Source organism: Microcoleus sp. D3_18_C2 (assembly GCF_036702395.1).
Classification (GTDB): Bacteria; Cyanobacteriota; Cyanobacteriia; order Cyanobacteriales; family Microcoleaceae; genus Microcoleus.
Map to the genome: position 1 here is coordinate 54,400 of NZ_JAUBTG010000019.1, position 17,266 is coordinate 71,665.

At 45.8% G+C, this 17,266-nt stretch carries 20 protein-coding genes; 8 read left to right on the forward strand and 12 right to left on the reverse strand.

All coding sequences use genetic code 11. The features are described 5' to 3' along the window. Window positions 1-42: 42 nt before the first annotated feature. Window positions 43-435, reverse strand: a complete 393-nt coding sequence (locus QUA88_RS14135) for a tetratricopeptide repeat protein (protein WP_333272244.1) — start codon at window positions 433-435, stop codon at window positions 43-45. Window positions 436-822: 387 nt separating this feature from the next. Between QUA88_RS14135 and QUA88_RS14140 the strand changes: the two genes are divergently transcribed. Both QUA88_RS14140 and QUA88_RS14145 read left to right on the forward strand, forming a co-directional pair. Then, a complete protein-coding gene (locus QUA88_RS14140; RefSeq protein WP_333056238.1) occupies window positions 823-1,050 on the forward strand; it encodes a hypothetical protein in 228 nt (75 codons plus the stop codon). Continuing rightward, complete coding sequence (locus QUA88_RS14145) at window positions 1,043-1,477, forward strand: hypothetical protein (RefSeq protein ID WP_333056237.1); 435 nt, start codon at window positions 1,043-1,045, stop codon at window positions 1,475-1,477. The genes QUA88_RS14140 and QUA88_RS14145 overlap by 8 nt, the downstream gene beginning before the upstream one ends. 136 nt (window positions 1,478-1,613) lie before the next feature. On the opposite strand, the gene QUA88_RS14150 is transcribed toward QUA88_RS14145, so the two are convergent. From QUA88_RS14150 to QUA88_RS14165, 4 genes are all read right to left on the reverse strand, one after another. Next, window positions 1,614-2,201: a Uma2 family endonuclease gene (locus QUA88_RS14150; protein ID WP_333261570.1), complete on the reverse strand. Its 588-nt coding sequence runs from the start codon at window positions 2,199-2,201 to the stop codon at window positions 1,614-1,616. Between the two features lie 129 nt (window positions 2,202-2,330). Next, window positions 2,331-3,086, reverse strand: coding sequence for a Uma2 family endonuclease (locus QUA88_RS14155; RefSeq protein ID WP_333272249.1), 756 nt, complete (start codon window positions 3,084-3,086; stop codon window positions 2,331-2,333). Between the two features lie 144 nt (window positions 3,087-3,230). Beyond that, a complete protein-coding gene (locus QUA88_RS14160) occupies window positions 3,231-4,721 on the reverse strand; it encodes an MlaD family protein (RefSeq protein WP_333056234.1) in 1,491 nt (496 codons plus the stop codon). A gap of 93 nt (window positions 4,722-4,814) precedes the next feature. Next, complete coding sequence (locus QUA88_RS14165; RefSeq protein ID WP_333066584.1) at window positions 4,815-5,597, reverse strand: ATP-binding cassette domain-containing protein; 783 nt, start codon at window positions 5,595-5,597, stop codon at window positions 4,815-4,817. A 164-nt stretch (window positions 5,598-5,761) separates the two neighbouring features. Here QUA88_RS14165 and QUA88_RS14170 point away from each other — a divergent pair, with 164 nt between their 5' ends. Together QUA88_RS14170 and tsaE are read left to right on the forward strand one after the other, a co-directional pair. Continuing rightward, window positions 5,762-7,162, forward strand: a complete 1,401-nt coding sequence (locus tag QUA88_RS14170) for a gluconeogenesis factor YvcK family protein (protein ID WP_333056231.1) — start codon at window positions 5,762-5,764, stop codon at window positions 7,160-7,162. 143 nt (window positions 7,163-7,305) lie between these two features. Further along, window positions 7,306-7,755 carry a tRNA (adenosine(37)-N6)-threonylcarbamoyltransferase complex ATPase subunit type 1 TsaE gene (gene tsaE, locus QUA88_RS14175; protein WP_333210441.1) on the forward strand — a complete coding sequence of 150 codons (450 nt, stop codon included), beginning with the start codon at window positions 7,306-7,308 and terminating at the stop codon, window positions 7,753-7,755. Window positions 7,756-7,771: 16 nt separating this feature from the next. On the opposite strand, the gene QUA88_RS14180 is transcribed toward tsaE, so the two are convergent. The 5 genes from QUA88_RS14180 to QUA88_RS14200 all read right to left on the reverse strand — a co-directional run bounded on the left by QUA88_RS14180 (window position 7,772) and on the right by QUA88_RS14200 (window position 10,731). After that, entirely contained in the window at window positions 7,772-8,113 is a 342-nt protein-coding gene (locus QUA88_RS14180) for a DUF5615 family PIN-like protein (RefSeq protein ID WP_333056229.1), read from the reverse strand. 3 nt (window positions 8,114-8,116) lie between these two features. Continuing rightward, on the reverse strand, window positions 8,117-8,440 hold the full coding sequence (locus QUA88_RS14185; RefSeq protein ID WP_333056228.1) for a DUF433 domain-containing protein: 324 nt from the start codon (window positions 8,438-8,440) through the stop codon (window positions 8,117-8,119). Window positions 8,441-8,666: 226 nt separating this feature from the next. Beyond that, window positions 8,667-9,002 (reverse strand): DUF5615 family PIN-like protein, encoded by a 336-nt coding sequence (locus QUA88_RS14190; protein ID WP_333056227.1) that lies wholly within the window; start codon window positions 9,000-9,002, stop codon window positions 8,667-8,669. Between the two features lie 3 nt (window positions 9,003-9,005). Then, complete coding sequence (locus QUA88_RS14195) at window positions 9,006-9,347, reverse strand: DUF433 domain-containing protein (protein WP_015174644.1); 342 nt, start codon at window positions 9,345-9,347, stop codon at window positions 9,006-9,008. A gap of 61 nt (window positions 9,348-9,408) precedes the next feature. After that, window positions 9,409-10,731: a dihydroorotase gene (locus QUA88_RS14200; RefSeq protein WP_333056226.1), complete on the reverse strand. Its 1,323-nt coding sequence runs from the start codon at window positions 10,729-10,731 to the stop codon at window positions 9,409-9,411. An 89-nt stretch (window positions 10,732-10,820) separates the two neighbouring features. On the opposite strand from QUA88_RS14200, the gene lepB reads away from it, so the two are divergent. Continuing rightward, window positions 10,821-11,429, forward strand: a complete 609-nt coding sequence (gene lepB, locus QUA88_RS14205; RefSeq protein ID WP_333233125.1) for a signal peptidase I — start codon at window positions 10,821-10,823, stop codon at window positions 11,427-11,429. 200 nt (window positions 11,430-11,629) lie between these two features. Here lepB and QUA88_RS14210 read toward each other — a convergent pair whose 3' ends face one another. Both QUA88_RS14210 and QUA88_RS14215 read right to left on the reverse strand, forming a co-directional pair. Next, a complete protein-coding gene (locus QUA88_RS14210; protein WP_333272256.1) occupies window positions 11,630-13,165 on the reverse strand; it encodes a peptide ligase PGM1-related protein in 1,536 nt (511 codons plus the stop codon). 373 nt (window positions 13,166-13,538) lie between these two features. Continuing rightward, complete coding sequence (locus tag QUA88_RS14215; RefSeq protein WP_333272258.1) at window positions 13,539-15,155, reverse strand: glycosyltransferase family 39 protein; 1,617 nt, start codon at window positions 15,153-15,155, stop codon at window positions 13,539-13,541. A gap of 316 nt (window positions 15,156-15,471) precedes the next feature. On the opposite strand from QUA88_RS14215, the gene recA reads away from it, so the two are divergent. From recA to QUA88_RS14230, 3 genes are all read left to right on the forward strand, one after another. Then, window positions 15,472-16,608, forward strand: a complete 1,137-nt coding sequence (gene recA, locus QUA88_RS14220) for a recombinase RecA (RefSeq protein WP_333056221.1) — start codon at window positions 15,472-15,474, stop codon at window positions 16,606-16,608. A 163-nt stretch (window positions 16,609-16,771) separates the two neighbouring features. Further along, entirely contained in the window at window positions 16,772-17,029 is a 258-nt protein-coding gene (locus tag QUA88_RS14225; RefSeq protein ID WP_333056220.1) for a type II toxin-antitoxin system Phd/YefM family antitoxin, read from the forward strand. Next, window positions 17,022-17,249: a Txe/YoeB family addiction module toxin gene (locus QUA88_RS14230; protein ID WP_333056218.1), complete on the forward strand. Its 228-nt coding sequence runs from the start codon at window positions 17,022-17,024 to the stop codon at window positions 17,247-17,249. The genes QUA88_RS14225 and QUA88_RS14230 overlap by 8 nt, the downstream gene beginning before the upstream one ends. The last annotated feature ends 17 nt before the right edge of the window (window positions 17,250-17,266 follow it).

Sequence of the window (17,266 nt, forward strand, 5' to 3'; positions counted from 1 at the left end):
GATTTTCAATCTATTTTACTAACAAAATTGACCGATCGCCCCTTACTTCCCCTTCGCCTGCCCCAACAGCGCCTTATAATCCGCCCGATCGGGATTTAGCTTGACCAACTTCTCCAAAGGCTCGATCGCCCCCACCTTATTATTCATCTGCAACCGCACATTGGCCAATCCCTCCAGAGCCGTCTGATTCTGCGGTTCCCGCTGCAAAACCGTCTCATACCCCCGTTCCTGCGCCGCCAGCAAAGATTCCTGAGAAACAGCCACAGGCGTCGGTTTTTGTTGGTGCTGGCTGCTCAAACCGCTGCCGAACAGACTCACAATACCAAAAATCGCAGAACCACCAAACGAAACCATTGATACTAACGCAAAAATCTGCTTAATTCGATCGCTCCGATGAACCCGACTATCACTAGATTTTTTCTGTGTACTTTCCATTGCTAACTCTTGGCGTCGCTGTTTTTCAGGCACTCAAGAAGCGCCTATATCTAGATTGCCCAAGTTCGATCGCAAAACGATCGCCCTTCGCCATTTAAAATTTTCGCTGAAACCTAGAAACCATATTAAATGATATTTGTCAAGCAAATTCAATCAATTGTCGGGTTCAGTCCAGGACGCACGGGTGGTCAGAAACCGGGTTTTTTTACGAGAATACTTCACTGCGATCTGCAGATTCGGTAAAAAACCCGGTTTCTAGGCGTCGGAGTGCGTAAGCCCTGAATTATCCTATAATTTTACAAAGACGCGCCCGGACGCAGTACCGCAAATACTTCGTCCAGACGACTTCTCCAATGTTGTCAACCCAACACAGGGAGCAATACAATTATGCCAAATAATCCAAACTGGTTGCGTTACGATCCAGACGAAGACAAATCTCGACACGCAGCAGCCGACGAAGCTTGTTGCTATGAGATGCAAAGAAAATATGGTTGGAAACTACTTGACATAGAGGAAATTGATACAAACGGTCTAGAAGTTGATTGTGTTTTTCGAGGCCAAACAGAATTTCCCAAATCATTCTACGACACAGAAAGAGAGGACGACGATGCATAAATACATTATTTTCCGAGCCGAACCGAGAACTCCTGGGTGGAAAGATAGAAAACTACAGCACACTCAATCATTGACTCGCATTTTGGCAGAACACTTTGACTCTTCTGATGGTCCAATTCCTGAAGTTGGCTATCGCCCCCCAGAATTTGTTCGTGTGGAAGCAGAACACGATCCAACTCGGCACGGTTACAGCACTCATTACCGCACAGGTGAGTGGGAAGTGGCGCGGGTTGAGACTTATACTCCCGATATTCCGATCGGTGAATTTGATATGGTAGTAATCTGCTATTGCCAATATTCCCCTATTGATGCTCCCCTCAAACCCATGCCAGAACGTCAAGTTTCTGTCGATTCCTTTAGAGGTGATAAGGAAGCTTATCAACGTTGGTTAGAGTCTCAAAAAGGCAAAGAATACACTGAAGTTTAGGAGTTCCAGCTCTTATAGGGACACGGCCCAGGGTAACTACGGAGAGCGATCGGGGTGTACTTCATCAACAACGTTGGATCGTTGCTAGATACCCGACTTTTTTAAGAAGTCGGGGATATGTATTATCTATTTTTGACTACAAATCCCCATCGATCGCTCTTTTGAATTCCTTAATTGCCTCAACATGACTCGGCATATTAACACACCTGACGAGTAAACCAATATCGAGTTCTGGGAGCAATTGGGAACTCGGAATTTCTTCGTATCCTTGCTGTCTGAGAGCATACAGAGACAGTCGGCTGTTTTCCCAAAACCAGACTTCAGGGATTTGCAGCCGTTTGTAAGCCTCTAGCTTATCAATTCCACCGCTAGTGACGACTACTTCGATCGCTAAATCGGGACGTTCTCTATCAGCACCCAATTCGTAAGACTTGTCTGCTTCACACTTCACCAGTCGCGATTCATTTTCTAATGTCAGAGACTCCGTAGGGGTGAAATCAATTCCTGCCGCCATCATGTAAGTTTCTACCAACGCACCGATACGTCCTTTGGCTGTTTCGTGTTTTCTTCCAGGCATTTTCTGAATCTCCAGTATCCCATCTAAAAATGACAGCCGCACCCCTGGAATATCCAGCATCGGTTCTAAGGTTTTGAATTGTTCCCAAGTTAACCCTGGAAATAGCAACGGCCGATCTAATTTCTCTTCTAATGTTGTTGCAGTCATGGCGCTCCTTAATTCCCAATCGAAAATCGCAAATCTAAACTAAAATCCATCGCTCTGGCTCCTTGATTCCCAATTATTCAATCGAAAATCTAAAATCTAAAATCTAAAATCGATCGACCTCCCATACCTTCAAATGCCATCAGGATCGATACCCTGACGAATCAAGTATGCCATTAGTCGATCGGCTCTCTGGCGTTCCTCTTCGGCCCTCTGGCGTTCCTGTTCCACCCGTTCCGCACCCCACAGCAGCAAATTGCCATTCTCATCCCACCAGCGCAACCAATAACCCGTCCTCTGAGATTTTTCACCTTCCCAAACCCCCAGAAATAAACCCATTGATTCTATCCAGAATCGCTGATTAGCATCCGGTTCTTGCAATTCGTATTCTCCCGAAGTCGAGAGTCTGTACACTTCCAACACTCCCGATTTTGCTTCAAAAATTACATAAATCGGCACTTGCAAAATTCGCTCATAAAACCGCCATTTACCGTAAGGATATGTCGGTTTATTTGAATATTCACTACCGTCAGTATCCGATAAAAATTCCATCACTACAGCAGGTACTTCTCCCTCAGCATTGGGCGTATAACTGCGGCGAACCTCTCCTGGTTCTGCTGGCAATACCGAGGGAACATACACCCAATCTGGTGCTTTTACTACTGTTTTGTCGTTAACTTTGGCACACAGTCCAAAATTGGAAGCTATTAGCATTGAAGCTAGGATAAATCCTGCGAGATCCAAGGCTTCTCGGAGGGCCGCGGCTAAAAGTGGTTGGTCGATGTTTTCGACAGGATCGTCGGGTAATTTAAAGTCGTCTGGCAATTTTTCCCAAGTTACAGTATACTGGCTTTTGGTTACGTCCGGTTTCGATAATGTTTGCGTCATTTATTTTCCTGGTTGCGATAGAAAGAGTTTTTTGTTAATAGGATTTGGACAATAACTTTAATGCCGGCTGCGAAAGCCGCACCTTAGTAACTAAAGCAACTCGCGAATCTTGCAATAATTGCGGTTATTCAATGATACCCTGTTTTAAGGAGTATTTTCGGGAGCCACTGGTTCTGCTGATCTTGCAGTTTGAGAAGGTATAACAGGCAATTTGGGCTGTTTTTGCAAGCTGGGAAATCCCGGCTCTACTGATTGATTTCTGGCAGTTTTACTCGCATTTACTTTCTCAGAAAGGGGAGCTAATGTTTGAGTCACTTTAACTTGCTGTCGCAGTTGTTCTGTCGAACCCAATAAGCCTCCCAATCCGTTGAATAACCTGCGAATATTGTTGCGGAAAGCCGGATCTCCTGTCAAATCATCCACGTCGGAAGTAATTTTCTGGACGTTTTGAAATGTAGCTCGTGCAGAATCTAGGGTTTGCTGCAATAATAGCAAAGTGGCGGGATTGTTTACCTGGCTGGATAAATCTCGCAAGTTACTAGAAGCTTGGGCCGCATTCGCTGATAAAACTTCTAAATTGTTCAGCAATTGTCCTTGGTTGATTCGATTTATTGTCGGACTCAAACTGCTGACAGCTACCCGCAGTTCCTGACTGCTTTGATTGATGTTATTCAGAGTAGAGACTAAACTGCCGCGGTTGGTTGCTACTAAAGAATTGACTTGGTTGGCTGTTAATGTAATTTGATTGGCTGCTTGAGTTACTGCATTAGCAGAATTTATCGCAGCGGCAGATACGGCTTTTGTGGAAGTGTCCGCAGTAGCTGCTACTTTAGAAACATCAGCGGCGGCGGCTGATATTTCCGTCTTGAGCGATTGATTTAAGGTGCTAGCTTCTCCCTTTAATGATTGATTTAAACTGCTAGCTTCCCCCTTTAATGATTGATTTAAACTTGCTATTTCGGTTTTGACAGATTGATTTAAACTCCCAAGGTCTCCCCTTACAGATTGATTTAAAGTTTTTATTTCCGCTTGGGCAGTTTGAGTTAAGCTTGATAAATCTTGAGTGAGTTTAGCTGCACCTTTAGCTGTGTTTGCTGTATTTTCTGCAAGAGATTTAATATTGTTGAACAGCGCGGGGTCAGTGTAGAAATTAGCTAGGCGGACTGTGGATTTAATTAGTTCATCGATAGTGACTCCAGCTTGACCTTTTAAGCGCGAATTTTGACAGATAATCTCTGGGGGACAGTCGGCACTAACGGGATTGGCGGTAACTAATGATTCTGGCAAAATCGAGTTGGGGGTAATGTCGATCGACGATTCGCCAATTAAACCCGATTTATTCGCTTCGATCGTAACATCCCTGGGAATCACTAAAGTTCCGGGGGCAATCTCCAGCGTCACGTCTACGCCGTTGGAACCCGGTTGGAGGGCGGTAATTTTACCGACTGCAACCCCGCGATACCTGATGGGCGTACCTATTTGCATTCCTTGGGCGCTGGCAAATTCTACGGCGAATTTGTAGCTGCGGTTCCCTACCTGCACGCCCCGCAGCCAGAGCACTAAGCCGCCAAATAAACCGATTCCTACTAAAATTAAGAACCCGACAGAACCTTCTCTTACAGTTCGCGATCGCATATTACCTCCTTAGTCATTGGTCATTGGTTATTAGTCATTCATCATCGGTCATTTCAATCTAAAATCTAAAATCTAAAATCTAAAATTGGCTGACTATCCAAGCGCTTGAATTGGCCCAGTAACACTGCCGCTAAAAAATTGTCGGATAAGTAAATTATCTGTCGATGCAATGTCATTGACAGTTCCCTCCCACTGCACTTTGCCTCGATAGAGAAACACGATGCGATCGGCAGTGCGGCGGATGGTACTGTCTTGGTGAGTGACGATCGCATAAGTGCTGCAAACACCTTGGGCCGCCTGCAAGTCCCTGATTAAATCTTCAATTACCGTCGAAGCGATCGGATCTAAACCCGCCGTCGGTTCGTCGTACAGCAAAACCTCTGGATTATCCCTGTCATTATCAGGATTCGCCATGATAGCGCGGGCAAAACTTACCCGCTTCCTCATTCCCCCAGACAACTGCGCCGGATAGCGTTCGCCAATTCGCGGCAAACCCACCATCTCCAACTTTTCCTCCACCAATTCCCGAATGCGGCGGCGCGGCAGCTTAGAATGCTGGTAAAGTAAAAAACCGACATTCTCCTCCACCGTCAGCGAATCAAACAAAGCCGCTTGCTGAAACACCATCCCAATTCCGATCGGATCTGCCACGTCGTCCACCCATCCGACTCTGCGCTGTCCCTGAACAAAAACCTCACCGGCATCCGGGGCCAACAAACCCGCAATTATCCGCAGAATCGTAGATTTCCCCGTCCCGGAAGGGCCAATAATTGCCAGGGCCTCTCCCCGATAAATCCTCAGATCCACTCGATCGAGGATCGGGTTCTGGCCGAAGGACTTACTTACCCCCTTGAGTTCGATTAGTGGCTCAGCCATAGGATGTTATCAATAAGTTGTCAGTCATCAGTCATCAGTCTAGCTAATGACTCATGACTCATGACTAATCACTAATTACTTAAATTGACTGCCAGAATCAAAACTCTCTTGTATTGTAAATTTGTCAGATCGAGCTGTTCCAATACCCTTAAGACTAATTAACCATGTCAATTAGTTCACTTCCTAAAGCCCTCCGCGTCTTGGCTAAAGCCAAGCAGGTTTTTGCCCAATCCAGAAATCCTTACCCCCCTTCTTTGCGGAACGGGCGAGTTCACCAGTGGTTTAAGTGGTTAGCCCCCGGACTGTTAGTGAAACGGTGGCTGCTGATTAGTGCCAGCGGCGTGGTACTTGCCACTTTGGGTTTAGCGATTTGGACTGGGATGACTCCCATTTTCTTCTTATTGCAATTATTGAGAAATTTTTTGGCGTGGATTGCGGAAGTTGTTCCTAATTACGTGTCGGGCCCGATCATCATTGCTGGCGGGATTTTATTAATTCTGTGGGGACAAACTCGCAGTTTGAACTCTATTACCCAAGTGCTGATGCCCGAAGGCAACGAGGAACTGGTCGATCGACTCCTCAACCACCGTCGCTTGCACCGCGGCCCGAAAATTGTGGCAATTGGGGGCGGTACGGGCCTTTCCAATTTGCTCAGGGGATTGAAGGATTACAGCGCCAAAATCACTGCTATTGTCACGGTGGCGGATGATGGCGGGTCTTCCGGGCGGCTGCGGCGGGAAATTGGGGTATTGCCGCCGGGAGACATTCGCAATTGTTTGGCTGCTTTGGCAGATGAGGAAAAGTTATTGACTGAGTTATTTCAATATCGCTTTCGGGCTGGTGACGGTTTGGTGGGTCACAGTTTTGGGAATTTGTTTTTGACAGCGATGAGCGATATTGCTGGAGATTTGGAACAGGCGATCGCCGCGAGTTCTAAAGTTTTAGCAGTTAGGGGAGAGGTGCTGCCGGCTACTCTGAGCGACGTTTCTTTGTGGGCAGAACTGGCGGACGGCCGCAGGATTGAGGGGGAGTCAAGCATTACAAAAGCTAACGGAAAAATCATCAAAATTGGCTGCACTCCTGCTAATCCTCCGGCGTTGCCCAAGGTCGCCCAAGCACTTCGGGAAGCGGATTTTATTATTATTGGGCCGGGGAGTCTTTATACGAGTGTCATTCCGAATTTGTTGGTGCCGGAAATTGCTGATGCGATCGCCAATAGCGAAGTTCCCCGCATTTATGTGTGCAATATTATGACTCAGCCGGGGGAAACTGACGGATACAGTGTTGCAGACCACATTCGGGCGATCGACCGCGCTTGCGGCCGGCCGCTGTTCGATGCTGTAGTAGTTCAAGGAAAAGTCCCTTCTGCAAAGGCTTTGATTCGCTATTCTCAGGAGGATTCTTATCCGGTTGTGCTCGATCGAGAAGCCGTGACGCAATTGGGGCGGCGAGTTGTCATCGCCAATGTCATGGATGAAGATCAAAATACGGGTTTAATTCGCCACAATTCTCAAAGGTTGGCGGGAATGTTGCTGCGTTGGTACGGCCGCGCCCAGAACATTTAAGCTGCTGACTGCTGACTGATGACTGATGACTGTTGACGGTGCAGACTAATGTTATTGGTTATTAGCAGCCCCAAGCAAGTAACTAATGACTAATGACTAATGACTAATGACTAATGACTAATGACTAATGACTAATTATTGAAATGAAAACTCTGCTTCCAGATTCTGAGGCTACGCGCAAGTTTGGTGCTGCGTTAGGTCGATCGCTCCCCGCCGGCACTGTAATCTTATTACAAGGAGATTTAGGTGCGGGCAAAACTACCTTGGTTCAAGGCATCGCTGAAGGTTTAGGAATCTCAGACTCGATCGAGAGTCCTACTTTTACGCTGATTAACGAGTATTTTGGAGGACGAATTCCGCTGTATCATCTAGATTTGTATCGACTAGAACCCGACGAAGTGGAGGCTTTGCACTTAGAAAGTTATTGGGACGGGTTAGAAATGGATTTGGGAATTGTGGCGATCGAATGGGCGGAAAGATTGCAGTACAAACCCGAAAATTATTTGCAAATTTCTTTAAGTTATCTAGATAACGGGCGGCAAATTGAAGTAATTGGTAATGGCGACTTATTGGATTGGCAATTGGAAATTTGAGAAAAGGCGATCGAACTTACGGCGTCGGACGGTTGACTCGAATCAATTTCCCCCTCAAAGTTTCCTCACCAGCAATAGCATCATTGATGCGTGTTGCCAACATTTCTACATTCCGATTTTTTGTGCAGACAATAATACCTGCATGGTTTGACTTTCGGTTGTGCAGCCCGATAAAATCAAACCGATTTAATGTCAAAATAGCTCGATCGTTAGTAATAGCAAATTCTAGGACTTCAGGATCGGGAATGCCCAGATTTGCTTTTCCTGCTTCCTGAACAGTAAGCACATTGTGACCAAAAGCCCGCAGCAATTCCACAACTGGCAAAGGAAATTGTTCGTCTGCATACAATAGTGCCATAAGTTATGCTTCCTCATTTTTGCTGATTGCTTCTTCAATTTCCTCTATATGTGAATCAGCATAAGTCCAAACATTGACCAAATCAGCAGCACTTAGATGGGGATAAAATTGTAGAAGTTCGGAATCGCTTGAACCTTCATTGCGAAAACCAACAAGCAGCCACACTGGAATCCGAGTTTTGGCAATACAAGCATCACCGCCACAAACTCCGGGAGTCTTCGTGATTCCCGGCCAGCTATTGCTTAAACTTTGGGTTAACAGCCGTATTGCTTCAGATTTCTCGATCGGAGTTAAGGCAAGAAGTTGTGTTTCTAGTTCTTGGAGCATAGGTAATATCGCCTCGATCGTAAGGGAATATACTTTTATAAGTTTAGCAAAAATTTGGGGTTCAGTCCTGATTGCACTACCAACCAGATAATTATTGACAAATTTTTTGGACTTATCTCGATAACGGGTGGCAAATTCAAGAGATGCGGACTGGCGAGTTATTGGATTGGGAATTGGAAAATTGAGAAAAGGCGATTCCCTACGGGATAGCTACGCTCGCGCGTACTTACTGCGGCGGGCGGTTGACTCGAATCAATTTACCTCTCAAATTTTCTTCACCAGCAATAGCATCATTGATGCGTGTTGCCAACCTTTCTAGATTTTTATCGTCTGTACAGACGATAATACCCGCATGATTTGGTTGTTGAGCGTGCAAGCGAATGAAATGCCGACGATTTTGCGTCATAACCGCCCGATCGTTATTCACAGCAAAAGCTAATACTTCGGGGTCATCATCTCCGGCATTTCCTGCCTCTTGAATAGTCAGGGCATCGTGACCGAAATTTCGCAGCAATGCCACAACAGGAAACGGGAACTGTTCATCTGCATAGAGACGTGCCATAAATTATACTTCCTGCATCATTGCTGCTGCTTCTTCTCGGAGTGCTGTTTCAATTTCTTCGGAGTTAGCCTCAGCATAAGTCCAGACATTTACTAAGTTTGCAGCATTCAACTGGGGATAAAATTGTAGAAGTTCAGCATCACTTGAACCTTGACGGCGCAAACTCACGAACAGCCAAACGGGAAGTCTAGTTTTGGCAATGCAAGCATCGCCTCCACACACGTCGGGAGTTTTGGTAATTCCTGGCCAGCTATTGTTTAAACTTTGGGTTAAAAGCCGGATGGCTTCAGCTTTCTCAGTAGGAGTTAAGGCCAGGAGTTGTGTTTCTAGTTCTTGAAGAAGCATGGGTAATATCGCCTTTGCGATGCAGGAATACCCAATTATAACACTTGAGTTAAAGTCATGCTTACTCAGCGTCAAATGTCAATGCTTCTCCCCTCACATTTGTATCCAATTTACCATTCTCAAAAACAACTTTTCCTCCCACAACAGTCACAACTGGCCATCCAGTTAAATTCCATCCTTCAAAGGAACTCCAGCCGCACTTGCTCGCCATCTCTGCGCCGACTACCGGGCGGTATTTCTCCAAATCAACTAAGACTAAATCTGCATCAAAACCCGGTGCTATTTGCCCTTTATTCGGAATCTTATAAGCCTTAGCAACTGCCGCCGACATCCAATTAGCAACTTGTGCCACTGTACATCTTCCCTCTACTGCTTGGGTCAGCATCAAAGGCAAAGAAGTTTCGACACCGGGCATTCCAGACGGCGTATTCGGATAATCTTGAGCTTTTTCTGCTAATGTATGTGGCGCATGGTCTGTGGCGATAAAATCAATTACGCCGTCGAGTAAAGCTTGCCAAAGTATTTCGTTATCGCGGGGCTCGCGCAAAGGCGGATTCATTTGAGCTAAACTGCCAATTTTTTGATAGGCGCTGGTATTTAACAACAAATGCTGCGGCGTTACTTCTGCCGTTACCCAACTCGGTTTTTCCTGACGCAAAAACTCAGCTTCATCCCCCGTTGAAAGGTGCAGAATATGCAGTCGGCGCTGATATTTATTAGAAAGTTTTACTGCTAGTTGAGTTGCCAATAAAGCTGCTTGATTGTCTTGAATTTGCGAGTGAACTGCAATATCGGTAATACCAGCAAATTCTTGACGACGCTGGTTGATTCTAGCTTGGTCTTCTGCGTGTACCGCAATTAGTCGATCGCCCTTCGCAAAAATTACCTCTAAATTTGCTGCATCATCCATCAATAAGTCCCCGTGCATCGAACCCATAAACACCTTAATTCCCGGAGTCGGATTGGCATCCAACAAATCGGGTAAAATCTCAGGAGTAGCCCCAATAAAAAAGCCGTAATTCACCAAACACTTCTCGGCAGCGCGACTTAGTTTATCATCTAAGGCAGCTTGGGTTGTGGTCAGAGGTCGCGTATTCGGCATTTCCAGAAACGATGTCACGCCGCCTTTAGCGCAAGCACAGCTAGCGGTAAATAAGTCTTCCTTGTGTTCTAAACCCGGTTCCCGGAAGTGTACCTGGGGATCAATTACTCCGGGTAACAGAGTTAAGCCTTTCGCATCTATTTCTCGATCGCCCGATTCGACAATTTCAGCAGCCACTTGGACAATTTTGCCATCGCATATTTGTACATCTCCTACCAAAAACTCACCATTGGGCAAAAGAATGCGAGCGCGACGGATTAACAAACTTGATTGGGCAGTCATAAGATATCCTTAATTCAGTAAACAGCGTGCTAGCATGGAAGCATTATTAAGTTTATAATTCGTATCCAGCTCAGTCACTACAATACCCTATGACTCGTCTAGACAAGTCAGCCGACGAAAAACCTCCGCAAGAAACCGAAAATCCTTGGATCGAAGGAATTAAGACGATCGGCTTAGCAGCATTTTTGGCCTTTGGTATCCGCACCCTGGTTGCCGAAGCACGCTACATTCCCACCGGCTCGATGCTCCCAACCCTACAAATTAACGATCGATTAATTATAGATAAGGTAAGCTATCGATTCCAAGAGCCCCAGCGAGGAGATATTATCGTATTTATGCCTCCTGACCAGGCTAGTTTGTGCACGGGACAGCCACCACCGATCAAAGATGCCTATATCAAGCGAGTGATCGGACTTCCAGGGGACACTGTGGAAGTCAGAGAGGGAAAAGTTTTTATTAACAAGCAGCCGCTACAGGAAAAATATATTGAAGAAATTCCACAGTATCCCTACGGGCCTGTAGTTGTAGCTCCAAATTCTTACTTGGTGCTCGGCGACAACCGAAACGCAAGCTGTGACAGCCATTATTGGGGCTTTGTACCCAAGCAAAATATCATTGGTAGGGCAATTGTGCGTTTTTGGCCGCTCAACCGCACAGGTTCGATCGACCCCACGCCCCTTTATCCCGCTAAAAATTAGCTAGATCCCCGACAACTTCTGCGAAGTGGGGGCTCTAAACTGACTGATATGATGTCCGGTCGATCACCCGAAATTAGGTAGGGGCGGGTTCACCAACCATAATCGTCAATAATTGACAATCTCAAAAACCCGCCCCGGTCGGGATATTATGGTTAATCGATCGGACATGATATGACTGGATCAAATCTAAAATCTAAAATCTAAAATCTAAAATCGCCTGACGTTTCGCGATCGAGAACTTTCACAACTTTGTTATACATATCCTCAGCTTCTTGCTGCGAATTGCCAATACTCGTCACTCCCAATTTGCCAAACTCAGACAAACAACCCATTAAATGAAACACACTGCCCGTCTCAGTACCGCTGTCAAAGTGCAGTTGATTGTCAGCAATAATATCCATCAAATCGTTCGGTAATAATCCCCGATAGCGCTCTTTTTTCAAATTGTCCGAAGCAACATAATATTTGGGACGGCCCTGCAGGCTGTAAAATAATCCTGTAGAACGTTCGTACCGACCGTTTGTTAACAGCTTCAAAGCCATAAACGGATGAGTTGTGCCTCCTTTACGTAAGTTAATTTCTATTGCTTGCATATCCCATTTCCCATCGGATTGCTTTACAGCGAGAAAATCTACTCCAAATCTCTCTAAAGCCCCTTTTTTAGCTAAGTTTTGCCCTACTTTCCATCCCAATTCTTGCAACGCCAGCCGGTAAGATTCGTCCGCAGGAAATCGGCAACCTAAGAAAATTTGACCGTCTGGGCCTCCTAAAATTTGGTCGTGGGTTGAGAGAATTTCTACTTCGCCGCTGGGGACAATTCTGCCTTGAACGCTGGGCGAGAACTTTTCTTCTCCTTCGATAAATGCTTCGGCAATTGCCCCTAATTCGGGAATGCGGCTGCTAAAATTTTCCCAGGTTTCGCCCGTTGCTTGAAAGCGCAAATTATGGAAGCTATCGCCAATTGCCTTCGCTCTTTCTGTAGATGTTTTACCTGCGAGGGACTTCAGATCTAAAATTGCATTCCCTTCCCCCGAAAAACCTTCATTTAACTTAATTACGATCCGTTGCAAATGCGGCTGCCTTGCCCACAAATCCGCCGCAGCTTCCGCTAAATCTTCCGCATTCCACACCAACTCGGAACCGTCAGGATAAGGCACGCCACATTCTTTAAAAATTTGCCTGCTACCGCTTTTGGTTCCCCAGTATAACAGATCCGGATCGCTAGCCAACAAAGGAATCCCCAATTGAACAGATAACTCCCGTTCTAAGGGCGTCGAGTTATAACAAACCATATAGGATTTTGTCGGCCGCACTGCTTGACGAATGCGCTCCATCAAGCGGGGGCGCTCTAAAATTTTCTGGGTGAGGGATTTGGCAGAAGCATCGTAAGCACTGAACAGCAAAAGCCGATCGCGCGCGTGAGAAAATGGAATTCCCGGCAGCAATTGCAGGTAATAATCCACAATCATCGGGTGCAAGGGTTCCGAGGTAATGTAAATTAAGCGCGTGCGGGGATTTCGCAGGCGAATCAATGAAAATAAATGCCGCTCTTCGTAGTGGTAAGCACCCTCAACTTTCTGCATTTCTTGCTGATCTAAGCTGACAGAAGGAATGATAATAATGTCACAATCTCCGCCGTCGAATTCTTCTATCGCTCGCCAACGTTCCCGTAATTCTGCCTGAAGATCGCGAAACTTCTGCGCGGATTCGGAAGATGAATTATTTAACTCTTGCATGGCGCTTTATCCTAACTCTTCAAATAATTATTGCTGATGATGTCAAGTGTGTCAGCCCAAATACCTGAGACAACTCAGACAGTTTTTTTCTGACGCACCTTACGGGGAATATTGACAAAAATGCCCAAATAGTGATTTAAGGTGCGTCAGTCGAAATATTTGAGGCAATTCAAACAGTTTTTTCTGCCCCCGCCCAAAAACCGATACCGTGCCACGTACTCCTATCGTGAATCTCCAAAAATTTTAGACCAAAGTTTAATCTCCCAGATTCATCTGTGGAATAAATCTAAAATCTAAAATCTAAAATCTAAAATCCACTGACGTACCCTACCGGGGAGTGTCGGGGACGATCGTCCATTTCTGTCAATCTGCTTTAAGAAGCTCGCCGCGCTCGAAAAAGTCTGGCATATTCCAATATCGGCTCTAACCGCCGTTGATTTCGCTTAAATGCCGAGATCGATTTTTCCGAAGGGCGGAACACTAGGGGAGCCGAATATTTGTTCAGCATCTCGATTTCCGGCGACTGGCTCATCAGCATCAGCCGCACGTCTTTGTCGAGCAAATAACTCAGAGAAAGCAAATCTCCCATGTTAGTAAAATCGTTGCCGCGATCGCTAATTACAATTGTATCTTTAATCGATCGATTAGCTATCGCCTCTTTGTTAATAATTTTCGCAACTTCAGCATTAAAATAGCTCAAGTCTTTGCTCCACCAAGTATCAGAAAAAGCGCTGACGGTACAGGATGCTATACTTGCTGTAAAAACCAGGGCTAAAATGACTTGCCAAAACCGCTGCTGAATTTTCACGTTACTGGCGAGCAAGTAAGCAACTGCTAGCTGCACTCCTGGAAAGCAGGAAATCAGATACCGGCTGACGGCGGAACGTTTGCCACCTAGGATTAGATCCGGTAATGCCAGTATCAAAAAAGGTACAAAAATTGATGTTACAATAAACAGCCAAGTTGAACTGCTAGTGCGGCGGCAGATTGTGTAAAGGGCTGCCACAATTAACAGCAAAGATGGCAATCTCAGCAGATAAGTCCAACTATTATCAAACCCGAAGTCGAAGTCAAAAAATAAGGCTGTAAAGCTGAGTATCCACAATTTGACAAGATACAGCCAACCCGGAGATACTCGCGTCCAATCTGTCGTAACTGATGCTCGTTCCAGGTTGGTGGCCAGCACGTAAATCCAGGGAATATACAATATTAAAGCTGCTGTTACTGCTAAAAAAAATTGGGAATTAGTTACATGACCTCGCAATTTTGTTTTTTTGACAAACAGCCAGTAAGAAATTATAAAAACTCCGTGTCCGATGAGTGTTAAACTGAAGAATGGGTGAGTGTAGAAACCAAGAGCGATCGCCAGCGAGTAAAATACCCAATTTTTCCAACCCCGCAACCGCACTGCTCTCAGCAGCAGCCAACTGCTGCCAATAACTATGGCTGTTAGCAAACTGTACTGCCTTGCTGTCTGAGCAAACAATATGTCAAAGGGTGATAAAGCCAAAAGTGCTGTTGCTAATAACGCCGCCAAATTCGAGGCGAAAAGTTCCTGAGCTAAAGCGTACATCAAAGGCAGCGACAGCAAACTCAATATTGCTGGCAAACTGCGCGATGCTGTTAGAGAACTGCCAAATTCCTGCATCCACCAACGAGCCATGAGAAAGTATAAAGGCGGATGCTGCGGGTCTTCTAGTGCTAAAGAACGAATCGTGTCTGCTTCTGTACTTCCCGGTTTAATCCGCTGATATTTTTGCAATTGTGGTGCAGGAATAATCCGGTTTTGGAATAGTTCGTTGTCGATTTCTTGGCGGGTGAAACCAGCGGCGCGGATTGATGTGTAAGCTTCGTCGTGCCAGTACAGTTTGCGATCGATCTCAAAAAACCGAAATCCGATACCAAGTAAAATGCCGATCGCCAATAAGTTAATCAACCAGCCGGAATTTTTGCTATTGACAGATGTGTCTTGATGTGTTGTAGATGCCATGCTTGTCCTAATTGTGGCGATTACTTGTTACCAGGAAGAGCCTGGTAACACAGATCCGGAGGCTCTGCCTCCAATTTTAATGTCAGCTTTTCGAGGCAGAGCCTCGCTTACATCGGTTCCCAGACAGAGCCTGGGAACCAGTTAAATATCTTCTACATCTTGGGCATTCTGAAGGCGGGAGCAGGCTGAACCACCCCAAAATCAAGAATCTTCAACCAAATGCTCCCAGAACCTCCAGACCCCAAAAATAACTGCTAACATACGTGTTGTACAGTTAATCAACAAGCTCCGCAAGGGGTCTACCCGCGTACCGCAAATGGCAAAAAGCAAAGATGCGTCAAAAACTTCCACTGAAAACTCAGAAAAGCAAAAAGCTCTAACTTCCGTACTCTCCCAAATCGAGCGCAGCTTTGGCAAAGGGGCGATCGTCCGATTGGGAGACTCCACTCGCATGAGGGTAGAAACCATTCCCACCGGAGCCCTGACACTGGACATTGCTTTGGGCGGCGGTTTGCCAAAAGGTCGAGTTATTGAAATTTACGGCCCGGAAAGTTCCGGTAAAACAACTCTAGCTCTCCACGCGATCGCCGAAGTCCAAAAATCCGGCGGTATCGCAGCCTTCGTCGATGCCGAACACGCCCTCGATCCTACCTACGCCTCAGCTTTAGGCGTCGATATTGAAAATCTCTTAGTTTCCCAGCCGGATACCGGCGAAATGGCCCTAGAAATAGTCGATCAACTCGTCCGTTCCGTCGCCGTCGATATCGTAGTAATTGACTCCGTAGCCGCCCTCGTCCCCCGCGCCGAAATCGAAGGCGACATGGGCGACTCCCACATGGGTTTGCAAGCGCGCTTGATGAGCCAAGCTTTGCGGAAAATCACCGGCAACATCGGCAAATCCGGCTGTACCGTCATTTTCCTCAACCAATTGCGGCAGAAAATCGGCGTAACTTACGGCAACCCCGAAACCACAACCGGCGGTAACGCACTCAAATTCTACGCCAGCGTGCGACTTGACATTCGCCGCATTCAAAGCTTGAAAAAAGGTACAGAAGAATACGGCAACCGCACGAAAGTTAAAGTTGCTAAAAATAAAGTTGCTCCGCCTTTCCGTATTGCCGAATTTGACATTGTATTTGGCAAAGGCATTTCTACTTTAGGCTGTCTGACTGACTTGGCCGACGAAATGGGAGTAATTCTGAAAAAAGGTTCTTGGTATAGCTACAACGGAGAGAACATAGCTCAAGGACGAGACAAAGTGATCCAGCACATGGAGAAAAACATCGATTTCAAAAATGAAATTGAGGAGCTAGTTAAAAAGAAACTTGAGACTGGTGCTCTGGTTTCTGCTAATTCTGTCGCTCCTATTGAGGTAGATGATGTAGATGATGTAGATGATGTAGATGATGTAGATGATGTAGATGATGTAGAAGTTTTGGACGAAGAAATCTAAGTTTTTTAGTCCTCAATTATTACTCGTTTACTGGTTGTTTACTCGTTTTACTCGTTACTTTCGCAAAGAACGAAAGTAACGCTCAACAGCGACAAGCGAGCCTCGAATTTAATTTTCGCTCGGCTTCGGCTCGCTTGTCGCTTAAATGGGTTAAGAGTAGGACTTGCAGGTACAGCCAGTAAACCAGTACACCAGTAAACCAGTAACACAGCGAAAGGAAGCAGTAGTGGAAGATACGGACTATACCATCATCACTAGACGGGATGCGGAGGATGCCGTGGTGATGTCGCTAGAGTTCTTTAATAGTTTGCTGGAAACAGTTCATTTACTCAAATCTCCCGCCAATGCTGCCCATTTGGAGCGTTCTATTGCTCAGTTTAAGCAGGGGAAAGTGGTAGAGCGAAATTTGTTGGATGACTAGAAAGTTAGTATGGACGGATGAGGCTTGGGGCGATTATTTATATTGGCAAGGGCAAGATAAGAAAACGTTAAAACGAATTAACAAGCTAATTGAGGCAACAATCCGATTGCCGTTTGAGGGGATCGGAAAGCCAGAACCACTGAGGGAGAATCTGGCGGGAGCATCTCATATTTGTAAAAATACTTCTTTGGGCTCCTGGCTCCTGACTCCTGACTCCTAACTCCAATTTCTAGCTAG